This window comes from Arthrobacter sp. P1_B11 (assembly GCF_056406715.1).
Genome location: NZ_JBFTZQ010000006.1, coordinates 98,582 through 117,250 on the forward strand (window position 1 = coordinate 98,582; position 18,669 = coordinate 117,250).

The window sequence follows — 18,669 nt, forward strand, 5'->3', positions numbered from 1 at the left end:
AATGTCTGCACCCTCCTTCGTCAAAGGACATCTATCACTATGAGTGACACCGGAATCAAGGCTGCCGGGGCCCGGACCGCACGTCTCGAGCGTGCCACCAGCGAATCTTCCGTTCTGGTGGAGATCAACCTCGACGGCACCGGCGTGTCGGACATCAGCACGTCGGTCCCGTTCTACGACCACATGCTGACTGCGCTGTGCAAGCACTCCCTCATTGACATGACTGTGAAGGCAAGCGGCGACATCCACATCGATGTGCACCACACAGTTGAGGATGTGGCCATCACTTTCGGCGAAGTGCTACGGACCGCTCTCGGCAACAAGGCCGGTATCCGCCGCTTCGGGGAAGCCACCGTGCCGCTGGACGAAGCGCTTGCCCACGCCGTCGTCGATGTCTCCGGCCGGCCTTACCTGGTCCATGGCGGGGAACCCGCGGGCCAGGAGTATCACCTGATCGGCGGCCACTTCACCGGTTCGCTGACGCGCCACGTGTTCGAGGCCATCACACTGCACGCCGGCATCTGCCTGCACATGAACGTCATTGCCGGCCGCGACCCGCACCACATCGTCGAAGCCCAGTTCAAGGCCTTCGCCCGTGCGCTGCGCGCTGCCGTAGAACCCGACCCCCGCGTCGAAGGCATTCCGTCCACCAAGGGAGCCCTGTGACCGGCAAACTGTTGCGGGAAGGTGCGATCATCGACCCCTCGGCCACCGTCAAGCCCCCCTCGCCGGAGGGTAAACCCACCGTGACAGTGCTCGACTACGGTTCGGGCAATGTTCGCTCCGCCGTCCGTGCGCTGGAGCGTGCGGGCGCCGAAGTCATCCTGAGTTCCAAGCCGGAGGACGTCCTCAATGCCGACGGACTGCTCGTTCCGGGGGTCGGCGCCTTTGAAACTGTGATGCGCGAACTGAAATCCGTGGACGCCATCAGGATGATCGGACGCCGCGTAGCCGGCGGCAGGCCCGTCCTCGGCATCTGCGTGGGACTTCAGGTGCTGTTCGAAGCCGGAGTGGAACACGGGACCGAAGCTGAAGGCATGGGGGAGTGGCCCGGCAAGGTGGAACTCCTTCCGGCGGACGTCGTTCCGCACATGGGATGGAACACCGTCAAGGTCCCGGAAGGCTCCAGGCTCTTCGAGGGCGTGGAAAATGAACGCTTTTATTTCGTGCACTCCTACGGCGTGCAGAACTGGGAATTCGACGTTGTCCAGCCGCGTATGGCCGCACCCCTCGTCACCTGGTCCGAGCACGGCGGACCCTTCATCGCCGCCGTGGAAAACGGGCCGCTCTGCGCCACCCAGTTCCACCCGGAAAAATCGGGGGACGCCGGCGCCCGGCTCCTCCGGAACTGGGTGAACGGCCTCCGCGGCCCGCACGGCCGCACCGCGACAGCGGAGGCAAGTGCGGCAGTGGACGCGGCGCCTGCGGCGGACGCCTAGATGTGGTCCATCGTCCTGATGGGCCTTGCCGGCCTCCTGGTCGGCGGCGCGCTGTCCTTCAGGCAGCAGACGAAGCCGCTCTGGACGCAGGTCGGGTTCTACGTGCTGGCAGGAATGTCGCTGCTGGCCGCCTACCTGCTCACTTTGCCAGGGGCCTGAAACCAGGTGCTTGCCGCACCTACCAAAACTCCCCAGGCGCTGCCTAAAACCGCGCCTTTCCGGAAACTGCGCTACACGAGAACTGAGGACCCGAAATGATCAGCCAAACCGATCTGCCGGCACTGGAACTGCTTCCTGCAGTGGACGTCGTGAACGGCCAGGCTGTGCGCCTGGTCCAGGGCGAGGCCGGCAGCGAGACAAGCTACGGCACGCCGCTGGAAGCAGCCCTCAACTGGCAGCAGCAGGGCGCCGAATGGGTGCATCTCGTGGACTTGGACGCTGCGTTCGGCCGCGGGTCCAACGCCGAACTCCTGCGCGAAGTGGTGGGCCGGCTTGATATCAAGGTGGAACTCTCCGGCGGCCTGCGCGACGACGAGTCGCTGGAAAAGGCCCTGGACCTGGGAGTGGCCCGGGTTAACCTCGGTACCGCAGCCCTGGAGAATCCCGACTGGACCGCGCGGGCCATCGAGCGCTTCGGAGACCGGATCGCCGTCGGGCTCGACGTCCGGGGGACCACGCTTTCCGGCCGCGGCTGGACTAAGGAAGGCGGGGACCTCTGGGACGTGCTGGGCCGTCTAGAGGAAGCCGGCTGTGCCCGTTACGTTGTCACCGACGTGACCAAGGACGGCACCCTGCAGGGCCCCAATGTTGAGCTGCTGCGGCAGATGGTGGAGAAGACGGGCAAGCCCGTGGTGGCTTCCGGCGGTATCTCCAGCCTGGATGACCTGAAGGTCCTGCGATCCCTCGTGCCGCTGGGCGTCGAGGGCGCAATCGTCGGCAAGGCCCTCTACGCAGGGGCCTTCACCCTGCCGGAGGCCCTCGACGTCGCCGGCCGGCGCTAGGCTGCCGCCATGGCCGGGCACGGGCTGACTTCCGGAGGGACGGGCGGATCGGGGGCGGACCAGCCGCAGCCCCGCCGGCTTCCGGGACACATCGAAGCTGCGCTTGCAGGCGCCGGCGGTGCCACCGATTCGGCCGGCCAGCCCTGGGCCGGGCGGAGCCTCGCCGGCGAAAACGCCGCCATCCACAACTTTGAGGACGACGACGGCTCGCCGGACAGTGGCTATCTCGCCGCAGTTGATCGGCTGCTCAGCGGTGAAGCCGACGAAGCAGCCGTTGTTGCATCGCTGGCGACCGCACGCGTTTTCGTTCCGGTCGTGGCCCAGCTGGCGGAAGAGGCCGAAGGCGTGGGCGGGCTGCACGCCGACAAACAGGCGGACATGGCACTCGTGACGCTGAAGGCGCCGGACGGGCGGCTTGCCATGCCGGTATTCAGCTCGTCGGCAGCGCTGGCGGCATGGCACCCCGAGGCGAGGCCCGTCGCGGTCTACGCAGCGAGGGCAGCGCTGTCGGCCGTGGCCGAGGGCGCGGAGCTGCTGGTCGTGGACCCGGGCTCGGAAGTGACGTTCGTGGTGAGGCGGCCCGCGGTCTGGTCCCTGGCCCGGCAACAGAAGTGGATTCCCGCGTACCGCGATGCTGAACTGGCGGACATGCTGGGTTCTGCGGCGGCAGACTTGCCGGCTGTCCGCCGCCTGGAGGTTCTTCCCGGGGGCGGCGTGGCAACGTCGACTGCCTCCGGCCGCCCCGTTTCGGGCGGCGGTCCGGGGCCCGAGGTGCGAGTGGTGCTTTACCTGGCGGGCGGACTGGATGCGGCCGGCGTCCAGTCGCTCGTTGCAGGGCTCCAGAATGAGTGGAGCCGGAATGTATTGTTTGGTGAGCGTGTTGACTCGATCGAAGTCAAGCTAAGGCGCGCCGCGGAGTAAACGGCGGTCCACCTGTGGTCCGTCCCTATGCTGCCCGGCGGCGGAACGAAGGACCCACCCGTGAATTTCACCCTGTACCGGGAGCTGCTGGCCATCAGGCCCATTCGCCGGCTCCTGGTGGTCGGCATGATTGCCCGCATACCCCATTCGGCCGCAGGCGTGCTGCTGACCCTGCACATAGTGCTGACCCTGGGACAGGGGTATGCAGCTGCGGGCACAGCAGCAGCCGTCATGACCATCGGCATTGCGGTAGGCGCCCCGTGGCGCGGCCGCCGGGTGGACACCGCGGGACTCCGGACAGCCCTCATCCCGTCGGTGGTTTCCGAGACGGTCATCTGGTCCGTCGTGCCGCACGTGTCCTATCAGTGGCTGCTGCCGCTGGTCTTTGTGGGAGGGCTGTTGACTCTGCCCATCTTCAGCGTGGTGCGCCAATCGCTGGGCGTGCTTGCCGACGGCGACCAGCGCAGGACCGCCTTCGCGCTCGACGCCATCACCACCGAGGTGGTCTTCATGATCGGGCCCGCTGCCGGAGCGATTGTGGCCACGAGCGGCCATTCGGTCCTCGGCCTGACGATCGTCGGTGTCTCCACCTCGCTGGCCGGGCTGTTTCTCATGTGGTTCAACCCGCCCACCCGCAGCGCGGCCCGCGATGAGGCATGCGAGGCGGACCAGCGGGAGGCTGCCGAGGTGGCGGTGGTGGCTGCCGCCCCGGCCCACGTCCAGGAGGCGGCCGCTGAGCTCGGCCCGGCAGCTGCGGGCAACAGACGGCGTGCCGGGCTCAGGCACAAGGTCGCCCACAATTTCAGGTGGTTCACCGTGGCTGTTGCGGCGGTGTTTACCGTCGCAGCCGGGGCGGGAATGGTGCTCAGCGGCACCGACGTGGGGATCGTGGCGGCTTTGGAGACCGGCGGGCACCAGGGCGAAATCGGGATCGTTTTCCTCTTCTGGTGCGCGGCGTCGGTCGTGGGCGGCGTCATCTATGGCGCCATGCACCGCCCGGTTTCGCCGTTCCTTCTGCTGCTGGGCATGGCGGCGCTGACCATTCCGATGGGCTTCGCCACCGACACGCTGACCCTGAGCCTGCTGTCGCTGCTGCCCGGTCTGTTGTGCGCCCCGGTACTGTCGGCGGCGTCGGAGAAGGTGGCGGACCTCGTGGACGAGGCCCGGCGGGGCGAGGCGATGGGTTGGTACGGCTCGGCGCTGACCGCCGGCGTGGCACTCGGAGCGCCCCTGGCCGGGGTGTTTATCGACGGCGTGGGCCCGTCCGGGGGTTTCGTCTCCGTGGGCGTGGCCGGCGTCGTGCTCTGCGCAGCCGGCATCGCCCTGCAGCACCGCCGACGCCGGCGGGCTGCGAGGGCGTAGGACCTACGACTTAAGACAGAACGACGGCGGGCTTAAGACAGAACGACGGCGGGCCGACCTCAAAGGTCGGCCCGCCGTCGTCGTTACTTTCCTGTGGGCCGCGACATGTCCGCGCAGCCACGCGGCGGCTAAAGCCGGATGCCGGGCGTCAGTTCACCGCGCCGGTGTACTTTTCGCCAGGACCCTTGCCCGGGGGATCGGGAATGATCGACTCTTCCCGGAAGGCAAGCTGCAGTGAACGCAGTCCGTCGCGCAACGGCCCGGCATGCTGGGAGCCGATCTCCGGAGCGGCCGCCGTCACGAGTCCGGCGAGGGCAGTGATGAGCTTCCGGGCCTCGTCCAGGTCCTTGAGCTCTTCGGCGTTCTCTTCGGCTGCCAGGCCGAGCTTCACGGCTGCGGCACTCATAAGGTGCACGGCGGCTGTGGTGATGACCTCGATGGCGGGAACCTCAGAGATGTCCCGGATCTGCTGTGAGACATCAGCCTGCTCGCCGGGGGCCTGGTAAACGTGTGAATTACTGTCTGGAGTGCTCATACTGGTAAGCTTGTCACAGACCGACTGGATGTCGTTATTTTGCTGTGGATGAGTCCCACTTCCGCAATGTGCGGGGAGCGGGTAGTTTTCTGTAGAATTGATATTCAGTTTGCAAGCGGAGTTCTCTCCCACCCGCGTCGGCCGTTTTTCCTCGGATTCCAGAGGTAAGCAAGGTTGCCGGGTAATGGTCGGGCGTTTCCGGCGGGCACAGTCCTGTCGAAGCGTGCGCAGCCCGCGGGCCTGCGCATCCGATCCTCGAGGCCTCTGATTGCTCCGGCAATTGGGGGCCTTCTCTATTTGCCGGTGGAATACTCACCACAAACACAGGAGCTTTAACATTAGCGAGCCAAGAATCAATGAGCGTATCCGCGTCCCTGAGGTGCGGCTGGTCGGCCCTGCCGGCGAACAGGTGGGAATCGTCCGTATTGAGGATGCTCTTCGCCTGGCTGCCGAGTCCGATCTTGATCTCGTTGAAGTTGCACCTCAGGCCAAGCCTCCGGTGTGCAAGCTGATGGACTTCGGCAAGTACAAGTACGAGGCCGCCGTCAAGGCCCGTGAGGCCCGCAAGAACCAGACCAATACGGTTCTTAAGGAAATCCGGTTCCGCCTGAAGATCGACACCCATGACTACGAGACCAAGCGCGGCCACGCCCTGCGCTTCCTCGGAGCCGGGGACAAGGTCAAGGCCATGATCCAGTTCCGCGGCCGCGAACAGCAGCGCCCTGAAATGGGCCTGCGCCTGCTCCAGCGCTTCGCCGAAGACGTCAACGAAGTTGGTGTGGTGGAGTCGAGCCCGCGCATCGATGGCCGCAACATGGTCATGGTGATCGGTCCGCTGAAGAACAAGGCTGAGGCCAAGGCCGAAGCCCGCCGCGCCACCCAGCGCGCCGAAGCCAAGGCCCAGAATGAAGCCAAGGCATCCGGCCGTATCGACGTCTCGGGCGACGACCAGGTACCACTGACGCAGTCACTCGCGGACCTGCTCCCGGAAGGCTTCCAGGTCAACACTGAAGCTGCTCCGGAAGCCCCGGCAGCAGCCGCTGCTCCGGAAGCCGCCGTCGAAGCGCCGACCACACAGACTCCGGCTGCCGAAGCGCCTACCGCGGAAGCTCCGAAGCAGGAAGCGCCGAAGCAGAAAGCGCCCAAGGCTGCCGAGCCGAAGCGCGAGGCACCCAAGGTCGAAGCTCCCAAGGCTGCCGAGCCGAAGCGCGAGGCACCCAAGGCCGAAGCGCCCAAGGCTGCACCGGCGAAGGCGCCGGCACCGAAGGCTGCGGCACCCGCCGCGGCGAAGGTTTCCGAGGCCCCGGCCCCGGCCGCGCCCAAGCCTGCGGCTGTTCCTGCTCCACCGAAGCCGGTGGCCAGGCCTGCTGCGCCGAAGCCCGCTGCGCGACCTGCAGCACCCCGGGCCACGCCGAAGCCGGCAGGCAAGAAGACCACCTAGTTCACAGCTGCGGAAGGTACCGCCTTCAGGCAGTCAGCAACCAGCATGCCGCCCGCAGGGGCGGCTGCACGAAAGACTGCAGACATATAGTCTGCGGATACGTTAGGAGATCGGTTCCCATGCCGAAGATGAAGACCCACAGTGGTGCTAAGAAGCGCTTCAAGCTGACCGGCAGCGGCAAGCTGCGCCGCCAGCAGGCCAACCGCCGCCACTACCTCGAGCACAAGTCCTCCAGGCTGACCCGTCGCCTCGCCGGCGACAAGATCGTCTTCAAGGGCGACGCCAAGGTCATCCGGAAGATGCTCGGCATCTAATTTCCAAGCTCTCTGACTGACTGCCACCTGGCACCAGTCAACTAAATAAGCCTTCTCAGGCCGGCCGGGTTACCGGCAGTAGACGCTTGGGATAAGAATTCTGAAGGAGTACGCACGTGGCACGTGTGAAGAGGGCGGTAAACGCCCACAAGAAGCGCCGGGTTATCCTCGAACGCGCAAAGGGCTACCGTGGACAGCGTTCACGCCTGTACCGCAAGGCCAAAGAGCAGCTGCTGCACTCGTTTGTGTACAGCTACGGCGACCGCAAGAAGAAGAAGGGCGACTTCCGCCGTCTTTGGATCCAGCGCATCAACGCTGCATCCCGCGCCAACGGCCTGACCTACAACCGACTGATCCAGGGCCTGAAGGCCGCTGAGGTCGAGGTCGACCGCCGCATGCTGGCCGAGCTTGCCGTTTCCGACGCCAACGCCTTCGCTGCGCTGGTCCAGGTCGCCAAGGACTCGCTGCCTGCCGACACCTCCGCTCCCGCCGTCTCGGCTGAAGCCGCACCGGCTCCGAAGGCCAAGGCCACCAGGAAGCCCGCCGCCAAGAAGCCTGCTGCAGAGAAGCCGGCCGCTGACGAGGCCGCCGAGTAGTTCCCCCGTTCTGGTAGTTCGAGAACCTGCTGCGACAGCAACTAAGGTTCTTATATGAACGAAACCGGGCGCCCGCAAGACTTTCCACTCTCCAACCCCCGAGCTGATCGGGTCAGGGATGTGGCAAAGCTTGCAGGGCGCCCGGCCCGTTTAAAGCGCCGGCAGTTCCTGGCAGAGGGACCCCAGGCTGTCCGTGAGGCGTTGGTCCTGCACCGCAAGCGGACGGACGCGGGGGAGCCGGGCATCGTGAGCGAAGTATTTGCCAGCGAGGCATGCCTGGACCGTTACCCGGAGTTCGAGGAACTGGCTGCCGGAACCAGCGCCCGGCTGGCAACGGACGACGTTCTTGCCGCCATGGCGGATACCGTGAGCCCGCAGGGAATCATCGCTGTCTGCGATTTCGTCGACGTTCCGCTCGCAGATGCGCTGGACGCCCGGCCGAGGCTGATAGCCGTGCTGTGCCAGGTGCGGGACCCCGGCAACGCCGGCACCGTTCTGCGCGCTGCCGATGCCGCGGGCGCGGATGCTGTTGTGCTGACAGGCTCCAGTGTGGATATTTACAACCCGAAGGCCGTGCGCTCGACGGCAGGATCGCTGTTCCACCTGCCGGTGGTCCTCGGCGCCGACGTCGAAGACCTGGCGGCCCAGTGCAGGGCCCGGGGCATCGGGGTGCTGGCGGCCGATGGCTACGGCAAGCTTAATCTCGACCGTCTCCAGGACGAGAGTGCGGCGCGGCGGCTCGGTGGATCTACCGCCGGGTCGGCTTATGCCCTTGAAAGTCCCACTGCCTGGCTGTTCGGAAACGAGGCGCAGGGACTGTCTGAGAAGGAGCTCGCCCTGGCAGACCACCGGGTGGCAGTTCCCGTTTACGGCGCCGCCGAGAGCCTGAACCTGGGCACGGCCGCCACCGTCTGTCTCTATGCCAGTGCGAGGGCGCAGCAACCGGCCTAGGAGCTCGGAAAAGTCGGCATGAAAAAAGCGGGGGCCCACCAGATGGTGGGTCCCCGCATTTAGTTTTTCAGCAGGTCCGCGTCGAGGCGGGCCTTTTAAGGGGCTCGCGTGGTCCGGTTGCTGCGTCCGGTGATTGCCCCGTAGACGCCGGCGACGACCAGGCCGCCGATAATGGCGAGGATCCAGGTGCCGAGGTCGAAGAAGGCCAGGTCACCCTTGCCGAACAGAAGGCTGCCGATCCAGCCGCCAACGATGGCGCCAACGACGCCCAGAACCAGGCTGGTGACCCAGCCACCGCCGACCCTACCGGGCATGACGGCTTTCACAATTGCGCCTACGATCAGGCCGAGAATAATCCAAGCAAGAAAACCCATTGTCTCCTCCTTCATATTCGTCGGGATCGATTCTTATCAGTCCCGATATGGCTTCAAGCTAACACAGCGCGCGTTTATTTGTCAGCACGCTTAGTTTCGGGGTTTCCGTGGCGTGAACCCGCCACTGCTGGTGCACCGCCGTGGACCGTGCAGGTACGGTATTTACTAGACGGCCGCGGTTCGCGGCTGTATCCAATTCGTTGTAATTCCCACTTGAAGAGGTGAAGCTCCCTTGGCTGCAAATGGCGGTACCAAGGCGATCGTCGCGGCTCTGGCCGCAAACCTGACCATCGCTGTAATGAAGTTCGTCGCCTTCCTGCTGACGATGTCCTCCTCGATGCTTGCCGAAGCCATCCACTCGGTGGCTGACTCCGGCAACCAGCTGCTCCTGCTGGTAGGCGGAAAGCGCGCACAGAAGGAGGCAAGCCCGGAGCACCCGTTCGGCTATGGCCGCGAACGCTACATTTACGCCTTTATCGTCTCAATTGTGCTGTTCAGCGTGGGCGGTTTGTTCGCGCTGTTTGAGGCCTGGGAAAAGATCCAGGACCCGCACGCCATTGAGGGTGACTTCTGGTGGGTACCGCTGGCCGTACTGGTAGGTGCCATCGTCGCGGAGTCCTTTAGCTTCAGGACCGCCATCATCGAATCGAACCACGTTCGGGGCCAGCAGAGCTGGGCAAAGTTCATCCGGAACGCCAAGCAGCCGGAACTTCCGGTCATCCTCCTGGAGGACTTCGGGGCCCTGCTGGGGCTCGTGTTCGCACTGCTCGGTGTGGGACTCACCTTGCTGACAGGAGACGGCATCTGGGACGCGCTGGGAACAGGGATGATCGGCCTGCTGCTCGTGGCGATCGCCGTCGTCCTCGCCGTGGAGACCAAATCGCTGCTCCTAGGGGAATCGGCCACCAAGGCAGATGTTGCCAAGATCAGGGACGCCATTGAGTCGGACGGTACCGGAATCATCCATCTGAAGACCATGCACCTTGGGCCGGAAGAGCTCCTGGTGGCTGCCAAGATCACCATCGGCGCGGCCGATTCCGGACTGGAAATTGCCCGGCTTATCGACGCCGCGGAGGACAGGATCCGCACCGCAGTGCCGATTGCCCGGGTCATCTATCTCGAACCTGACGTGCACCGTGCTGACGTACCAAGCGGGCAGGCGTTCGCGGGGGAGCAGGGGGCCTGACCGGCCCCGGGCAGCCGGGGCCGCTGGCGCTGTGACCTGAGGGTTCGCTGTGACTTGAGGGTTACGGTGCCAGCGGTCTCTTGCGTTCCAGCATGCCGCTGAGGACGGCGACGCCCAGGCCCAGAACCGCCAGTACCGCACCCACCAGGGCGGGGGCCACGTAGCCCCAGCCCCAGGCGATGACCAGTCCGCCGAGGAAGGCGCCCAGGGCGTTGGCCACGTTCAGTGCCGCGTGGTTGAGCGAGGAGGCCAGCGACGGCGCATCCGGGGATGCGTCGAGCAAACGCGTCTGCAGCGCCGGAACCAGCATTGAACCGGCCGCCCCGACGACGAAGACCATGACGAACGCGGACCAGGACCAGTGAACGGCGATGGCGTACACCACCAGCGCAACGGCGATGGCGGGCAGGACGCGGTAGATGGTTCCCATCACGGACTTGTCCGCGATCCTGCCGCCCACGATGTTGCCGGCAACCATCCCAAGCCCATAAAGGGCCACCACCAGGGGAAGCCATGCAGATGGGATGCCGGCGACCGACGTCATGGTGTGAGCGATGTAGGTGTACGTTGCGAAGAAGCCGCCGAACCCAACGATTCCAATCATGATGGCAAGCCAGACCTGTGCGCGCTTCAGTGCGCCGAGTTCACGCCGGATGCTCGCGTCGGCGTGCGCCTTCTGGAACGGGACGAACCTCCAGATGAGGGCCAGGGTCACCAGACCGAGCGCGCCGACCAAGACAAAGAGCAGCCGCCAGCCGAAAGTCTGGCCGAGCCACGTGGCGAAGGGTACGCCGATGACATTGGAAACCGTCAGGCCGGCCATGACCATGGAAATGGCCCACCCCCGCTTCGTCGGCGCCACGAGGGAGGCTGCGATGACCGCTGCCACTCCGAAGAAAGCCCCGTGCGGCAGTCCGGCGGCGAACCGCGAAACCAGCATGCTCCCGTAGTCGGGTGCGACGTAAGAGGTCAGATTGGCGATGCTGAAGAACAGCATGAGGCCGAGGGCAAGGTACTTGCGTGGCAGCTTCGCTCCGACGGCGGCCAGCACCGGAGCGCCGATGACAACGCCAAGAGCATAGGCGGAGATCAGGTGGCCCGCCTCGGGGGTGCTGATGTTGAGTCCAAGCTCCACCTCTTTGAGGAGCCCCATCATGGCGAATTCGGTGACGCCGATACCGAAGCCGCCCATGGCCAGGGCCAGGATCGCGAGTCCGAGGTGGGTGCCGGCGGCTTTGGAAGTGCCGGGGGCTTGAACAGTAGAAGTCATGAGCCTGCTTTTCGGAGCGGAAGTGTGGAGACGGCCTCTGGGGCTGATGGACACCAGGGCAAGTTAAATCTGATTTATAGAACGTCGCGGGGCTGAAGGGTATTCCCTGCAGATACACGGGATCGGGGTTCCCGCGCTGGGGGCCCTACCCATTCTGCCCCATAGACTGGGGCGGTGACTGAACTGACCAACACTGAACTGATCAACACTGAACTGATCAACGTTGTGGGCGGCGCCGTGCTCGATTCGCTGGCTGAGCCCGCGCGGCTGCTCGTGGCCCGGCGCACGGCACCGCCGCAGTTCGCCGGCATGTGGGAATTCCCCGGCGGCAAGGTGGAGGCGGGCGAGGCCCCTAAAGATGCCCTGCACCGGGAGTTGCGGGAGGAACTCGGGATCGCCGTCATCCTCGGCGCCGAATTGGAAGCACCGGAGAGCTCAGGCTGGCCCCTCAACGAACGCGCGTCGATGCGCGTATGGTTCGCCGAGGTAGCCGACGGCGACCCCCGGCCCCTCGAGGACCACGATGAACTCCGGTGGGTCAGCATTCAGGACCGTGACGAAGCTCTCCACCTTCCCTGGATCCCCGCCGACCTTCCGATTGTCAGGGCACTGCTGACCGCGCTGGGCGCGCCGCTGCCTGCGCCCCCCGCGCGTAAGAGTCACGCCGGGTAGGAAGGTGCCAAATCAGCCTGCTCTGTCAGAGGGCGTTCAGAAAAGTGTCGGCTGTGGTGCGGCCGCCGCTCCGCTGGGGTGGCCGGCACGCGCCGCGGGCAGGCTGCCCTCCGGGTACGCCGCTTCCTCCCCGCGGGGGTCATCGACGTCGCGGTGGCTGAACCCCTGTGAGCCCGAAAAACCGTGCCGCGCCTTGAAGAAGCGAATTCTGCCGGCGAGCCAGGTCCGGTATTCCTTGGAAGCGTACGAGCCCGTGCCGTAAAGCCTGCGGTACCGTCCGGCAAGTTCCGGGTGCCGGGCGGCGATCCATTGCATGAACCATTCGCGGGTGCCGGGCTTGAGGTAAAGCGCCCCGGCAGTGACTCCGGTGGCTCCGGCAGCGGCCAGCGAGCTGAAAAGTGAGTCCAGCGCTTCGTCGCTGTCCGACAGCCAGGGCAGGATGGGCATGGCCATCACTCCGCAGGGGAGCCCGGCTTCGCGCAGCCTTGAAATGAGCTTGAGCCGGGCCCGCGGACCGGGCGTTCCGGGCTCAACGGCCTCGGAAAGCTGTTCATCCGTCATGGCGAGCGAGATTCCGATCCCCACGGGGACCTGCGTGGCGGCATGTTTCAGCAGGGGGATGTCCCTGGCAAGCAGGGTCCCTTTGGTGAGGATGGACAGGGGTGTGCCCGAGTCCGCCAGCGCGCTGATGATTCCGGGCATCAGCCGGTAACGGCCTTCGGCACGCTGGTAGGGATCGGTATTGGTGCCGAGCGCAACCTGCTGGCGTCCCCAGGACGGCTTGGCCAACTCCTTGCGCAGGACGTCCGCGGCGTTGATTTTCACCACCACCTGGCTGTCGAAGTCGAGCCCGGCATCGAAGTCAAGATAGGTGTGGCTCTTGCGGGCGAAGCAGTAGACGCACGCGTGGCTGCATCCGCGGTAGGGGTTGACGGTCCACTCAAAGGGCATCCGTGAACCGGCAGCCACCTTGTTGAGCACCGATTTGGCAGTGACCTCGTGGAAGGTGACCCCGGCAAATTCAGGGGTGGAGACGGAACGCACAAGCCCGGCCAGGGGCAGCAGCGGCACTGCGGCTGGGGCGGCCGCGGTTAGGCTGTTTGCGCCTTGCTCTCCAGATGCCGGATTAAGTGCTTGTGCGTCCCATCTCATGATCTCAATTCGAAGGTATGTTCTAATCAATGTCAAGGCCCGGCGTCGGTGTTTCGCCCGGCCGCTACGCTTGCTTCATGATCCTCCTCACCGGATTTGAACCGTTCGGCGGCCAGTCTTCCAACCCGTCATGGGCAGCAGCACTCCACGCGCGGGAACTGCTCCGCAGCGAAGGCCTGGCCGTCAGGGCGGTTGAACTGCCCTGCATCTTCGGTGCAGCCGGTGCCGTCCTCCGCGATGCCCTGGACGAACTGGAGCCGGAACTCGTGGTGTGCATCGGTCAGGCGGGAGGCCGTGACCGTGTGTCGCTGGAGCGAGTCGCCATCAACTGCGATGACGCCCCGATTCCCGACAATGCCGGGAACCAGCCGCTCGACAGCGAAGTGGTGCAGGGCGGGCCGGCCGCGTACTTCAGCTCACTGCCGGTGAAGGCAGCCCTCCGTGCCGTGACTCTGGCCGGCATCCCCGCAGAGATCTCGCAGACGGCAGGGACATATGTCTGCAACCACATCTTCTACACCCTGATGCACGAGCTCGCGTCCCGGGCGGATGTGCGGGGCGGGTTCGTCCATGTCCCGTTCGAGCCCGGGCAGCTGCCGGAGGGGAGCGCAGCCCCCTCTCTGGCCGTGACGTTGATGGCCGAGGCGATCGCCGCCGTCGTCCGCACTGCACTGGCGACCACGGCGGACCTCAAACTGTCCGCCGGTACCGTCCACTAGCCGGTTGCGCGGAGTTCCCAGACGACGCCCACCGTCGCGGAGACGCTCGACTGGCCGGCTTCGATCCCCACGGCATCAGCGGATACGGCCCGCTGCATTTTCGCTACCGGAATGGGCACGGCGGCGCCGGGCTGCTGGGTAACCGAGGCCACAGGGCCCAGTTCGGCGCCAGCCAGTGCGGCGAACTGCGTGGCCGTGGCGAGGGCATCCTGCCAGGCTGCCTCCCGAGCCCGTGACATCACGGCGGCGGGATCGGCAAAACCGAGATCCAGCCCGCCCCGCCGCGGCATAGGCGGCCCCCACGTCCTCCCGGCGGCACTCCACGCCAAGGGAAACGGTCAGCAGGTCCGGCACGGCTTCCGCGGTTCCGGTCCCGGTCACAGAGATGGTCCTCGGAATTTCCGTCATGTCACGCCTCGATTCCGTTCGGGGGAAGCTTTGCCCGTTCCGCGTTTTCCGGTCTCCGCATATCCGCCTGCTTCCAGGCCCGCCAGGCGTTCAAAGACGTTGGCGGACCCCGGGTTGCCTGTCCGCAGCCGGGACCACCCCGCGGCGATGAAGTACAGCGGCAGGAACGGCAGGCCCAGGCAGGCGTATTGGCTGCTGTGCCGTTCCTCGTGTCCCAGCAGCACAGGATTGGCCAGGGCTTCCTCCGCTCCGGCCCGGAAGATGACCACGTTGCCGACCGTGAAGGCCTGCGCGAAGGGAAGACGCCAGCGGTAGCCGGCGGCAATCACCAGACCGCGGGGGCCGCCAACCGTTTCGGTGCCTGCCAGTCTGGCCAGCAGGAGTCCCAGGGTTGTGGAGGCGTTGAGCACGTTCGCAAGTTGGCGCAACCGCTGTGCGGGGGTCATCCTGCCATGGTAGCGGCAGCCATATTCGCTGCACACTGCGGCGACGCGCGCCCTGCCGTTCGGGCAGCCGGGCCCCGTCAATTAGACTGGGAACAGTGCCTGCCGGCCAAACTCCGGCGAGCCTGCCCTTGTCTTTGGATGATGTCATTGGATGACTCCATCCAATGACATGCCAGTGACGGACGCGCTGCCGGGGAACCGGCACAGCAGCCCCGGCCATTGGCATCACCCGACTCGTAGCTAAGAACAGTAGATGACTGAAACTTTGCCGGGCGCTGCCGCCCCGAACCCTCTGGATGAAGCCGCCATCACCGCCGCCGTCGACCAGGCAATCGCCGCGATTGCCGGTGCCTCCACGCTCGATGAACTCAAGGCTGTCCGTTTGGCCCACACCGGCGAGAAATCGCAGCTGAGCCTGGCCAACCGTGAGATCGGGCGCCTTCCCAAAGACCAGAAGGCTGTCGCCGGCAAGCTCATGGGTTCCTCCCGCGGACGCGTCAACAAGGCGCTCGCCGACCGCACCGTCGAGCTCGAAGCCGAGAACGACGCCCGCATCCTGGTTGAGGAAACCGTGGATGTCACCGCTGCTCCGCGACGCCGCCGTGCCGGGGCGCGCCACCCGCTCTCCACGCTGCAGGACCGCGTGGCGGACATCTTCGTGGGCATGGGCTGGGAAATCGCCGAGGGCCCGGAAGTCGAATCCGAATGGTTCAACTTCGATGCCCTGAACTTCAAGCCGGACCACCCGGCCCGCGAAATGCAGGACACCTTCTTCGTGGAACCACCGGAAGCGCACCTCCTCATGCGCACCCACACCTCCCCGGTGCAGGTCCGCTCCATGCTGGAACGCGAGGTTCCCATCTACGTGCTGTGCCCCGGCAAGGTGTTCCGCACCGACGAACTGGACGCCACGCACACGCCGGTGTTCCACCAGTTCGAAGGCCTGGCCATCGACAAGAAACTCAGCATGGCGGACCTTCGCGGAACGCTGGAGCACTTCGCCCGGCAGATGTTCGGTGGCGAGGCCCAAATCCGGCTGCGTCCCAACTACTTCCCGTTCACCGAGCCGTCCGCCGAGCTGGACATCTGGCACCCGGGCGCCAAGGGCGGTCCGCGCTGGATCGAATGGGGCGGCTGCGGCATGGTCAACCCCCATGTTCTCCGGGCTGCCGGCATCGACCCCGACACCTATTCAGGATTTGCCTTCGGCATGGGCATCGAGCGCACCCTCATGTTCCGCAACGAGGTCGGCGACATGCGCGACATGATCGAAGGCGATGTACGTTTCAGCGAGCACTTCGGGATGGAGATCTAACAGTGCGTATCCCACTTTCCTGGCTGCGTGAATTCGCGCAGGTACCGGCCGGAGCAACGGCCGAAGACGTCATGGCCGAGCTCGTCAAGGTCGGCTTTGAAGAAGAAGCGGTCCACCGTCCCACGGACGGCCTTAAGGGCCCCGTCGTGGTGGGCCAGGTCCTGAGCCTGGTCAAGGAACCGCAGACCAACGGCAAGACCATCAACTGGTGCCAGGTCCGCGTGGTCCCCGAAGGCCAAGAGCAGACCCTCACCGGCAAGGGCATCGATCCCTCCGGTGTCCAGGGCATCATCTGCGGAGCCCACAACTTCGTCGAAGGGGACAAGGTGGTAGTCACCCTCCCCGGTGCCGTGCTGCCCGGCGACTTCCACATCTCGGCACGGAAAACCTACGGGCACCTCTCCGCGGGCATGATCGCCTCCGTACGCGAACTGGGCATCGGTGAAGACCACGATGGCATCCTGGTGCTGTCGAGGATCGGCCTGGACCCGGAAATCGGTACCGACGCCATGGAGCTCCTGGGGCTCTACGACGAAGCCGCCGAGATCAACGTCACCCCTGACCGTGGCTACGCGTTCTCGATCCGCGGTGTGGCCCGGGAATACGCCCACGCCACCGGAACGTCCTTCACGGACCCCGCGTCCAAGGTGTCGGCCCCGGCGGAATTGGCCGGCGGCCACGGCGTCAAGCTCAACGACGACGCGCCCATCTACGGCAAGCCCGGCTGTGACCGCTTCGTGGCCCGGACCGTCCGCGGAGTCGACGCCACAAAACCGACACCCCAGTGGATGGTTTCACGGCTGCGTCTTGCCGGTATCCGCTCCATCTCCCTTCCCGTGGACATCTCGAACTACGTCATGCTGGAGCTCGGCCAGCCCACGCACTGCTACGACCTGGACAAGCTGTCCGGCGACATCGTGGTCCGCCGTGCCGTGGCGGGGGAGAAGATCACCACCCTGGATGACAAGGAACGGACGCTCGACGTCGAGGATCTCCTCATCACGGACGGCTCCGGGGCGATCGGCATCGCCGGCGTCATGGGCGGCGCGGCCACTGAGGTGTCCGACTCCACCACCAACGTGCTGGTCGAGGCGGCCCACTTCGATGAGGTTTCCATCGCACGCTCCCGCCGCCGGCACAAGCTGCCGTCCGAAGCGTCAAAGCGATTTGAACGCGGCGTGGACTGGCAGGTAGCGAACATTGCCGCCCAGCGCGTTGTGGACCTTATGGTGGAACTCGCCGGGGGCGTCGCTGACGAGGCGGGCACCGACGTCGGGACCGCACCGGACGCCGTGACCATCGCCCTGCCGGCGGGCTTCGCCGCCGCACGGATCGGCATCGACTTCACTGAAGAGCAGATTGTCACCTCCCTTGAGGATCTCGGCGCCGTGGTGGAAAAGGCCGACGGCGGCTGGACGGTTTCGGCGCCCAGCTGGCGGAACGACCTCGAAACCAAGGAAGACCTGTCCGAGGAAATCGCCCGCCTGGTGGGATACGACCAGATCCCGGCGACCCTTCCGGTCGCTCCTCCGGGACGCGGGCTGACCCGCGTGCAGCAGCAGCGGCGGCGACTGATCCAGGCCCTCGCCGACGCCGGGCTTACCGAGGTCCTGGCCTACCCATTCGTGTCGAAGGCTGCCAACGACACCTTCGGCGTGGCCGAAGCCGGCGCGGTCCGCACGGCGGTCAAGCTGGCCAACCCCATCAGCGAGGAACACGGCTACCTGCGGACCTCGGTCCTGCCCGGACTCATCGAGGTAGCCAAGCGCAACCACTCGCGCGGCTTCCGCGACCTGGCGCTCTTCGAGGCAGGCCTTGTCTTCCTGCCCGGCGACACCGTGGGAACGTCCTCCATCCCGCCGCTGGGCGTCAAGCCCTCCGATGAGGTGCTGGATGCCCTGTACGACGGCGTGCCGGACCAGCCGTTGCACGTCGCCGCGGTCCTGACCGGCCACGACTCACGCGCTGCTGCGGGTCACTCGCCCAGGGCGTGGGACTGGGCTGATGCGCTGGACATCGCCCGCTTGGCTGGCGACATTCTGGGTGTTGAGCTGGTTGTGGGCCAGGGCGATCACCAGGCGTTCCATCCGGGCCGGACCGGGCAGCTTTCGCTGCGCACCGGCGAGGTTGTGGGCTACGCGGGGGAGCTGCACCCGAAGCTCCTTGCCGCCCACGACATGCCGGCCCGTTCCGCGGCACTTGAGATCAATGCCGACGCCCTGTTCGAGGCGGCTGCCGATGTCATCGTGGCACGCCATATCTCCACCTTCCCCGTGGCCACCCAGGACGTGGCACTTGTTGTGCCGCAGGAAATTCCTGCAGATGACGTCCTGGCCGCGCTGCGGGAAGGAGCGGGCGAACTCCTGGAGGACGTCGCGCTGTTCGACGTGTACGCCGGCAAGGGGATCGAGGAAGGCAAGAAGTCGCTGGCCTTCGGTCTCCGCTTCCGCGCCAATGACCGGACGCTGACCGCCGATGAAGCCTCTGCCGCACGCGAGAGTGCGGTCGCGGTTGCCGCCGCGCGGTTTGGCGCCGTGCAGCGTTAGCCGGGGGACGAGTCGACTGGG

At 65.9% G+C, this 18,669-nt stretch carries 21 protein-coding genes and 1 pseudogene; 15 read left to right on the forward strand and 7 right to left on the reverse strand.

Going from position 1 to position 18,669, the window contains the following annotated elements:
* Positions 1-39 precede the first annotated feature (39 nt).
* The 6 genes from hisB to AC1D14_RS06870 all read left to right on the forward strand — a co-directional run bounded on the left by hisB (position 40) and on the right by AC1D14_RS06870 (position 4,723).
* The gene (hisB, locus tag AC1D14_RS06845) at positions 40-666 is read left to right on the forward strand and encodes an imidazoleglycerol-phosphate dehydratase HisB (RefSeq protein ID WP_230117588.1); all 627 of its coding nucleotides are present in this window, start codon (positions 40-42) and stop codon (positions 664-666) included.
* The gene (gene hisH, locus AC1D14_RS06850) at positions 663-1,439 is read left to right on the forward strand and encodes an imidazole glycerol phosphate synthase subunit HisH (RefSeq protein ID WP_230117589.1); all 777 of its coding nucleotides are present in this window, start codon (positions 663-665) and stop codon (positions 1,437-1,439) included. The genes hisB and hisH overlap by 4 nt, the downstream gene beginning before the upstream one ends.
* A complete protein-coding gene (locus tag AC1D14_RS06855) occupies positions 1,440-1,598 on the forward strand; it encodes a hypothetical protein (RefSeq protein WP_230117590.1) in 159 nt (52 codons plus the stop codon).
* 95 nt (positions 1,599-1,693) lie between these two features.
* Positions 1,694-2,440 (forward strand): bifunctional 1-(5-phosphoribosyl)-5-((5-phosphoribosylamino)methylideneamino)imidazole-4-carboxamide isomerase/phosphoribosylanthranilate isomerase PriA, encoded by a 747-nt coding sequence (gene priA, locus AC1D14_RS06860; protein WP_230117591.1) that lies wholly within the window; start codon positions 1,694-1,696, stop codon positions 2,438-2,440.
* 9 nt (positions 2,441-2,449) lie between these two features.
* A complete protein-coding gene (locus AC1D14_RS06865; RefSeq protein ID WP_230117592.1) occupies positions 2,450-3,361 on the forward strand; it encodes an SseB family protein in 912 nt (303 codons plus the stop codon).
* 60 nt (positions 3,362-3,421) lie between these two features.
* Positions 3,422-4,723, forward strand: coding sequence for an MFS transporter (locus AC1D14_RS06870; RefSeq protein ID WP_230117593.1), 1,302 nt, complete (start codon positions 3,422-3,424; stop codon positions 4,721-4,723).
* Positions 4,724-4,871: 148 nt separating this feature from the next.
* Here AC1D14_RS06870 and AC1D14_RS06875 read toward each other — a convergent pair whose 3' ends face one another.
* Positions 4,872-5,258 (reverse strand): DUF1844 domain-containing protein, encoded by a 387-nt coding sequence (locus tag AC1D14_RS06875; protein WP_230117594.1) that lies wholly within the window; start codon positions 5,256-5,258, stop codon positions 4,872-4,874.
* 379 nt (positions 5,259-5,637) lie between these two features.
* On the opposite strand from AC1D14_RS06875, the gene infC reads away from it, so the two are divergent.
* The 4 genes from infC (at position 5,638) to AC1D14_RS06895 (ending at position 8,560) form a co-directional block, all read left to right on the forward strand.
* A complete protein-coding gene (gene infC / locus AC1D14_RS06880) occupies positions 5,638-6,699 on the forward strand; it encodes a translation initiation factor IF-3 (protein WP_476968221.1) in 1,062 nt (353 codons plus the stop codon).
* Between the two features lie 119 nt (positions 6,700-6,818).
* On the forward strand, positions 6,819-7,013 hold the full coding sequence (gene rpmI / locus AC1D14_RS06885) for a 50S ribosomal protein L35 (RefSeq protein ID WP_009358635.1): 195 nt from the start codon (positions 6,819-6,821) through the stop codon (positions 7,011-7,013).
* A 116-nt stretch (positions 7,014-7,129) separates the two neighbouring features.
* Positions 7,130-7,609, forward strand: a complete 480-nt coding sequence (rplT, locus tag AC1D14_RS06890) for a 50S ribosomal protein L20 (RefSeq protein WP_230117596.1) — start codon at positions 7,130-7,132, stop codon at positions 7,607-7,609.
* 54 nt (positions 7,610-7,663) lie between these two features.
* Positions 7,664-8,560, forward strand: coding sequence for a TrmH family RNA methyltransferase (locus AC1D14_RS06895; protein ID WP_230117597.1), 897 nt, complete (start codon positions 7,664-7,666; stop codon positions 8,558-8,560).
* 95 nt (positions 8,561-8,655) lie between these two features.
* Here AC1D14_RS06895 and AC1D14_RS06900 read toward each other — a convergent pair whose 3' ends face one another.
* Positions 8,656-8,934, reverse strand: coding sequence for a GlsB/YeaQ/YmgE family stress response membrane protein (locus AC1D14_RS06900; RefSeq protein WP_230117598.1), 279 nt, complete (start codon positions 8,932-8,934; stop codon positions 8,656-8,658).
* A 232-nt stretch (positions 8,935-9,166) separates the two neighbouring features.
* On the opposite strand from AC1D14_RS06900, the gene AC1D14_RS06905 reads away from it, so the two are divergent.
* Positions 9,167-10,120, forward strand: coding sequence for a cation diffusion facilitator family transporter (locus AC1D14_RS06905; RefSeq protein ID WP_230117599.1), 954 nt, complete (start codon positions 9,167-9,169; stop codon positions 10,118-10,120).
* A gap of 61 nt (positions 10,121-10,181) precedes the next feature.
* Here the strand turns inward: AC1D14_RS06905 and AC1D14_RS06910 are convergent, their stop codons facing one another.
* Positions 10,182-11,390 (reverse strand): MFS transporter, encoded by a 1,209-nt coding sequence (locus AC1D14_RS06910; protein WP_230117600.1) that lies wholly within the window; start codon positions 11,388-11,390, stop codon positions 10,182-10,184.
* Between the two features lie 183 nt (positions 11,391-11,573).
* Here AC1D14_RS06910 and AC1D14_RS06915 point away from each other — a divergent pair, with 183 nt between their 5' ends.
* Positions 11,574-12,062, forward strand: coding sequence for a (deoxy)nucleoside triphosphate pyrophosphohydrolase (locus AC1D14_RS06915; RefSeq protein ID WP_476968236.1), 489 nt, complete (start codon positions 11,574-11,576; stop codon positions 12,060-12,062).
* 36 nt (positions 12,063-12,098) lie between these two features.
* Here the strand turns inward: AC1D14_RS06915 and AC1D14_RS06920 are convergent, their stop codons facing one another.
* The gene (locus AC1D14_RS06920; protein ID WP_476968222.1) at positions 12,099-13,214 is read right to left on the reverse strand and encodes an Rv2578c family radical SAM protein; all 1,116 of its coding nucleotides are present in this window, start codon (positions 13,212-13,214) and stop codon (positions 12,099-12,101) included.
* A gap of 77 nt (positions 13,215-13,291) precedes the next feature.
* Between AC1D14_RS06920 and pcp the strand changes: the two genes are divergently transcribed.
* On the forward strand, positions 13,292-13,933 hold the full coding sequence (gene pcp, locus AC1D14_RS06925; protein WP_230117602.1) for a pyroglutamyl-peptidase I: 642 nt from the start codon (positions 13,292-13,294) through the stop codon (positions 13,931-13,933).
* On the opposite strand, the gene AC1D14_RS06930 is transcribed toward pcp, so the two are convergent.
* The 3 genes and pseudogenes from AC1D14_RS06930 to AC1D14_RS06940 all read right to left on the reverse strand — a co-directional run bounded on the left by AC1D14_RS06930 (position 13,930) and on the right by AC1D14_RS06940 (position 14,787).
* Complete coding sequence (locus tag AC1D14_RS06930; RefSeq protein WP_354962127.1) at positions 13,930-14,223, reverse strand: SIMPL domain-containing protein; 294 nt, start codon at positions 14,221-14,223, stop codon at positions 13,930-13,932. The genes pcp and AC1D14_RS06930 overlap by 4 nt on opposite strands.
* A gap of 34 nt (positions 14,224-14,257) precedes the next feature.
* A pseudogene (locus AC1D14_RS06935) lies at positions 14,258-14,341 on the reverse strand (SIMPL domain-containing protein); the annotation flags it as partial.
* The gene (locus tag AC1D14_RS06940) at positions 14,338-14,787 is read right to left on the reverse strand and encodes an eCIS core domain-containing protein (RefSeq protein WP_476880872.1); all 450 of its coding nucleotides are present in this window, start codon (positions 14,785-14,787) and stop codon (positions 14,338-14,340) included. The gene AC1D14_RS06940 and the pseudogene AC1D14_RS06935, both read right to left, overlap by 4 nt.
* 253 nt (positions 14,788-15,040) lie before the next feature.
* Here AC1D14_RS06940 and pheS point away from each other — a divergent pair, with 253 nt between their 5' ends.
* Positions 15,041-16,102 (forward strand): phenylalanine--tRNA ligase subunit alpha, encoded by a 1,062-nt coding sequence (gene pheS, locus AC1D14_RS06945; RefSeq protein ID WP_476968223.1) that lies wholly within the window; start codon positions 15,041-15,043, stop codon positions 16,100-16,102.
* Between the two features lie 2 nt (positions 16,103-16,104).
* A complete protein-coding gene (gene pheT, locus AC1D14_RS06950) occupies positions 16,105-18,648 on the forward strand; it encodes a phenylalanine--tRNA ligase subunit beta (RefSeq protein ID WP_476968224.1) in 2,544 nt (847 codons plus the stop codon).
* Positions 18,649-18,669 lie beyond the last annotated feature (21 nt).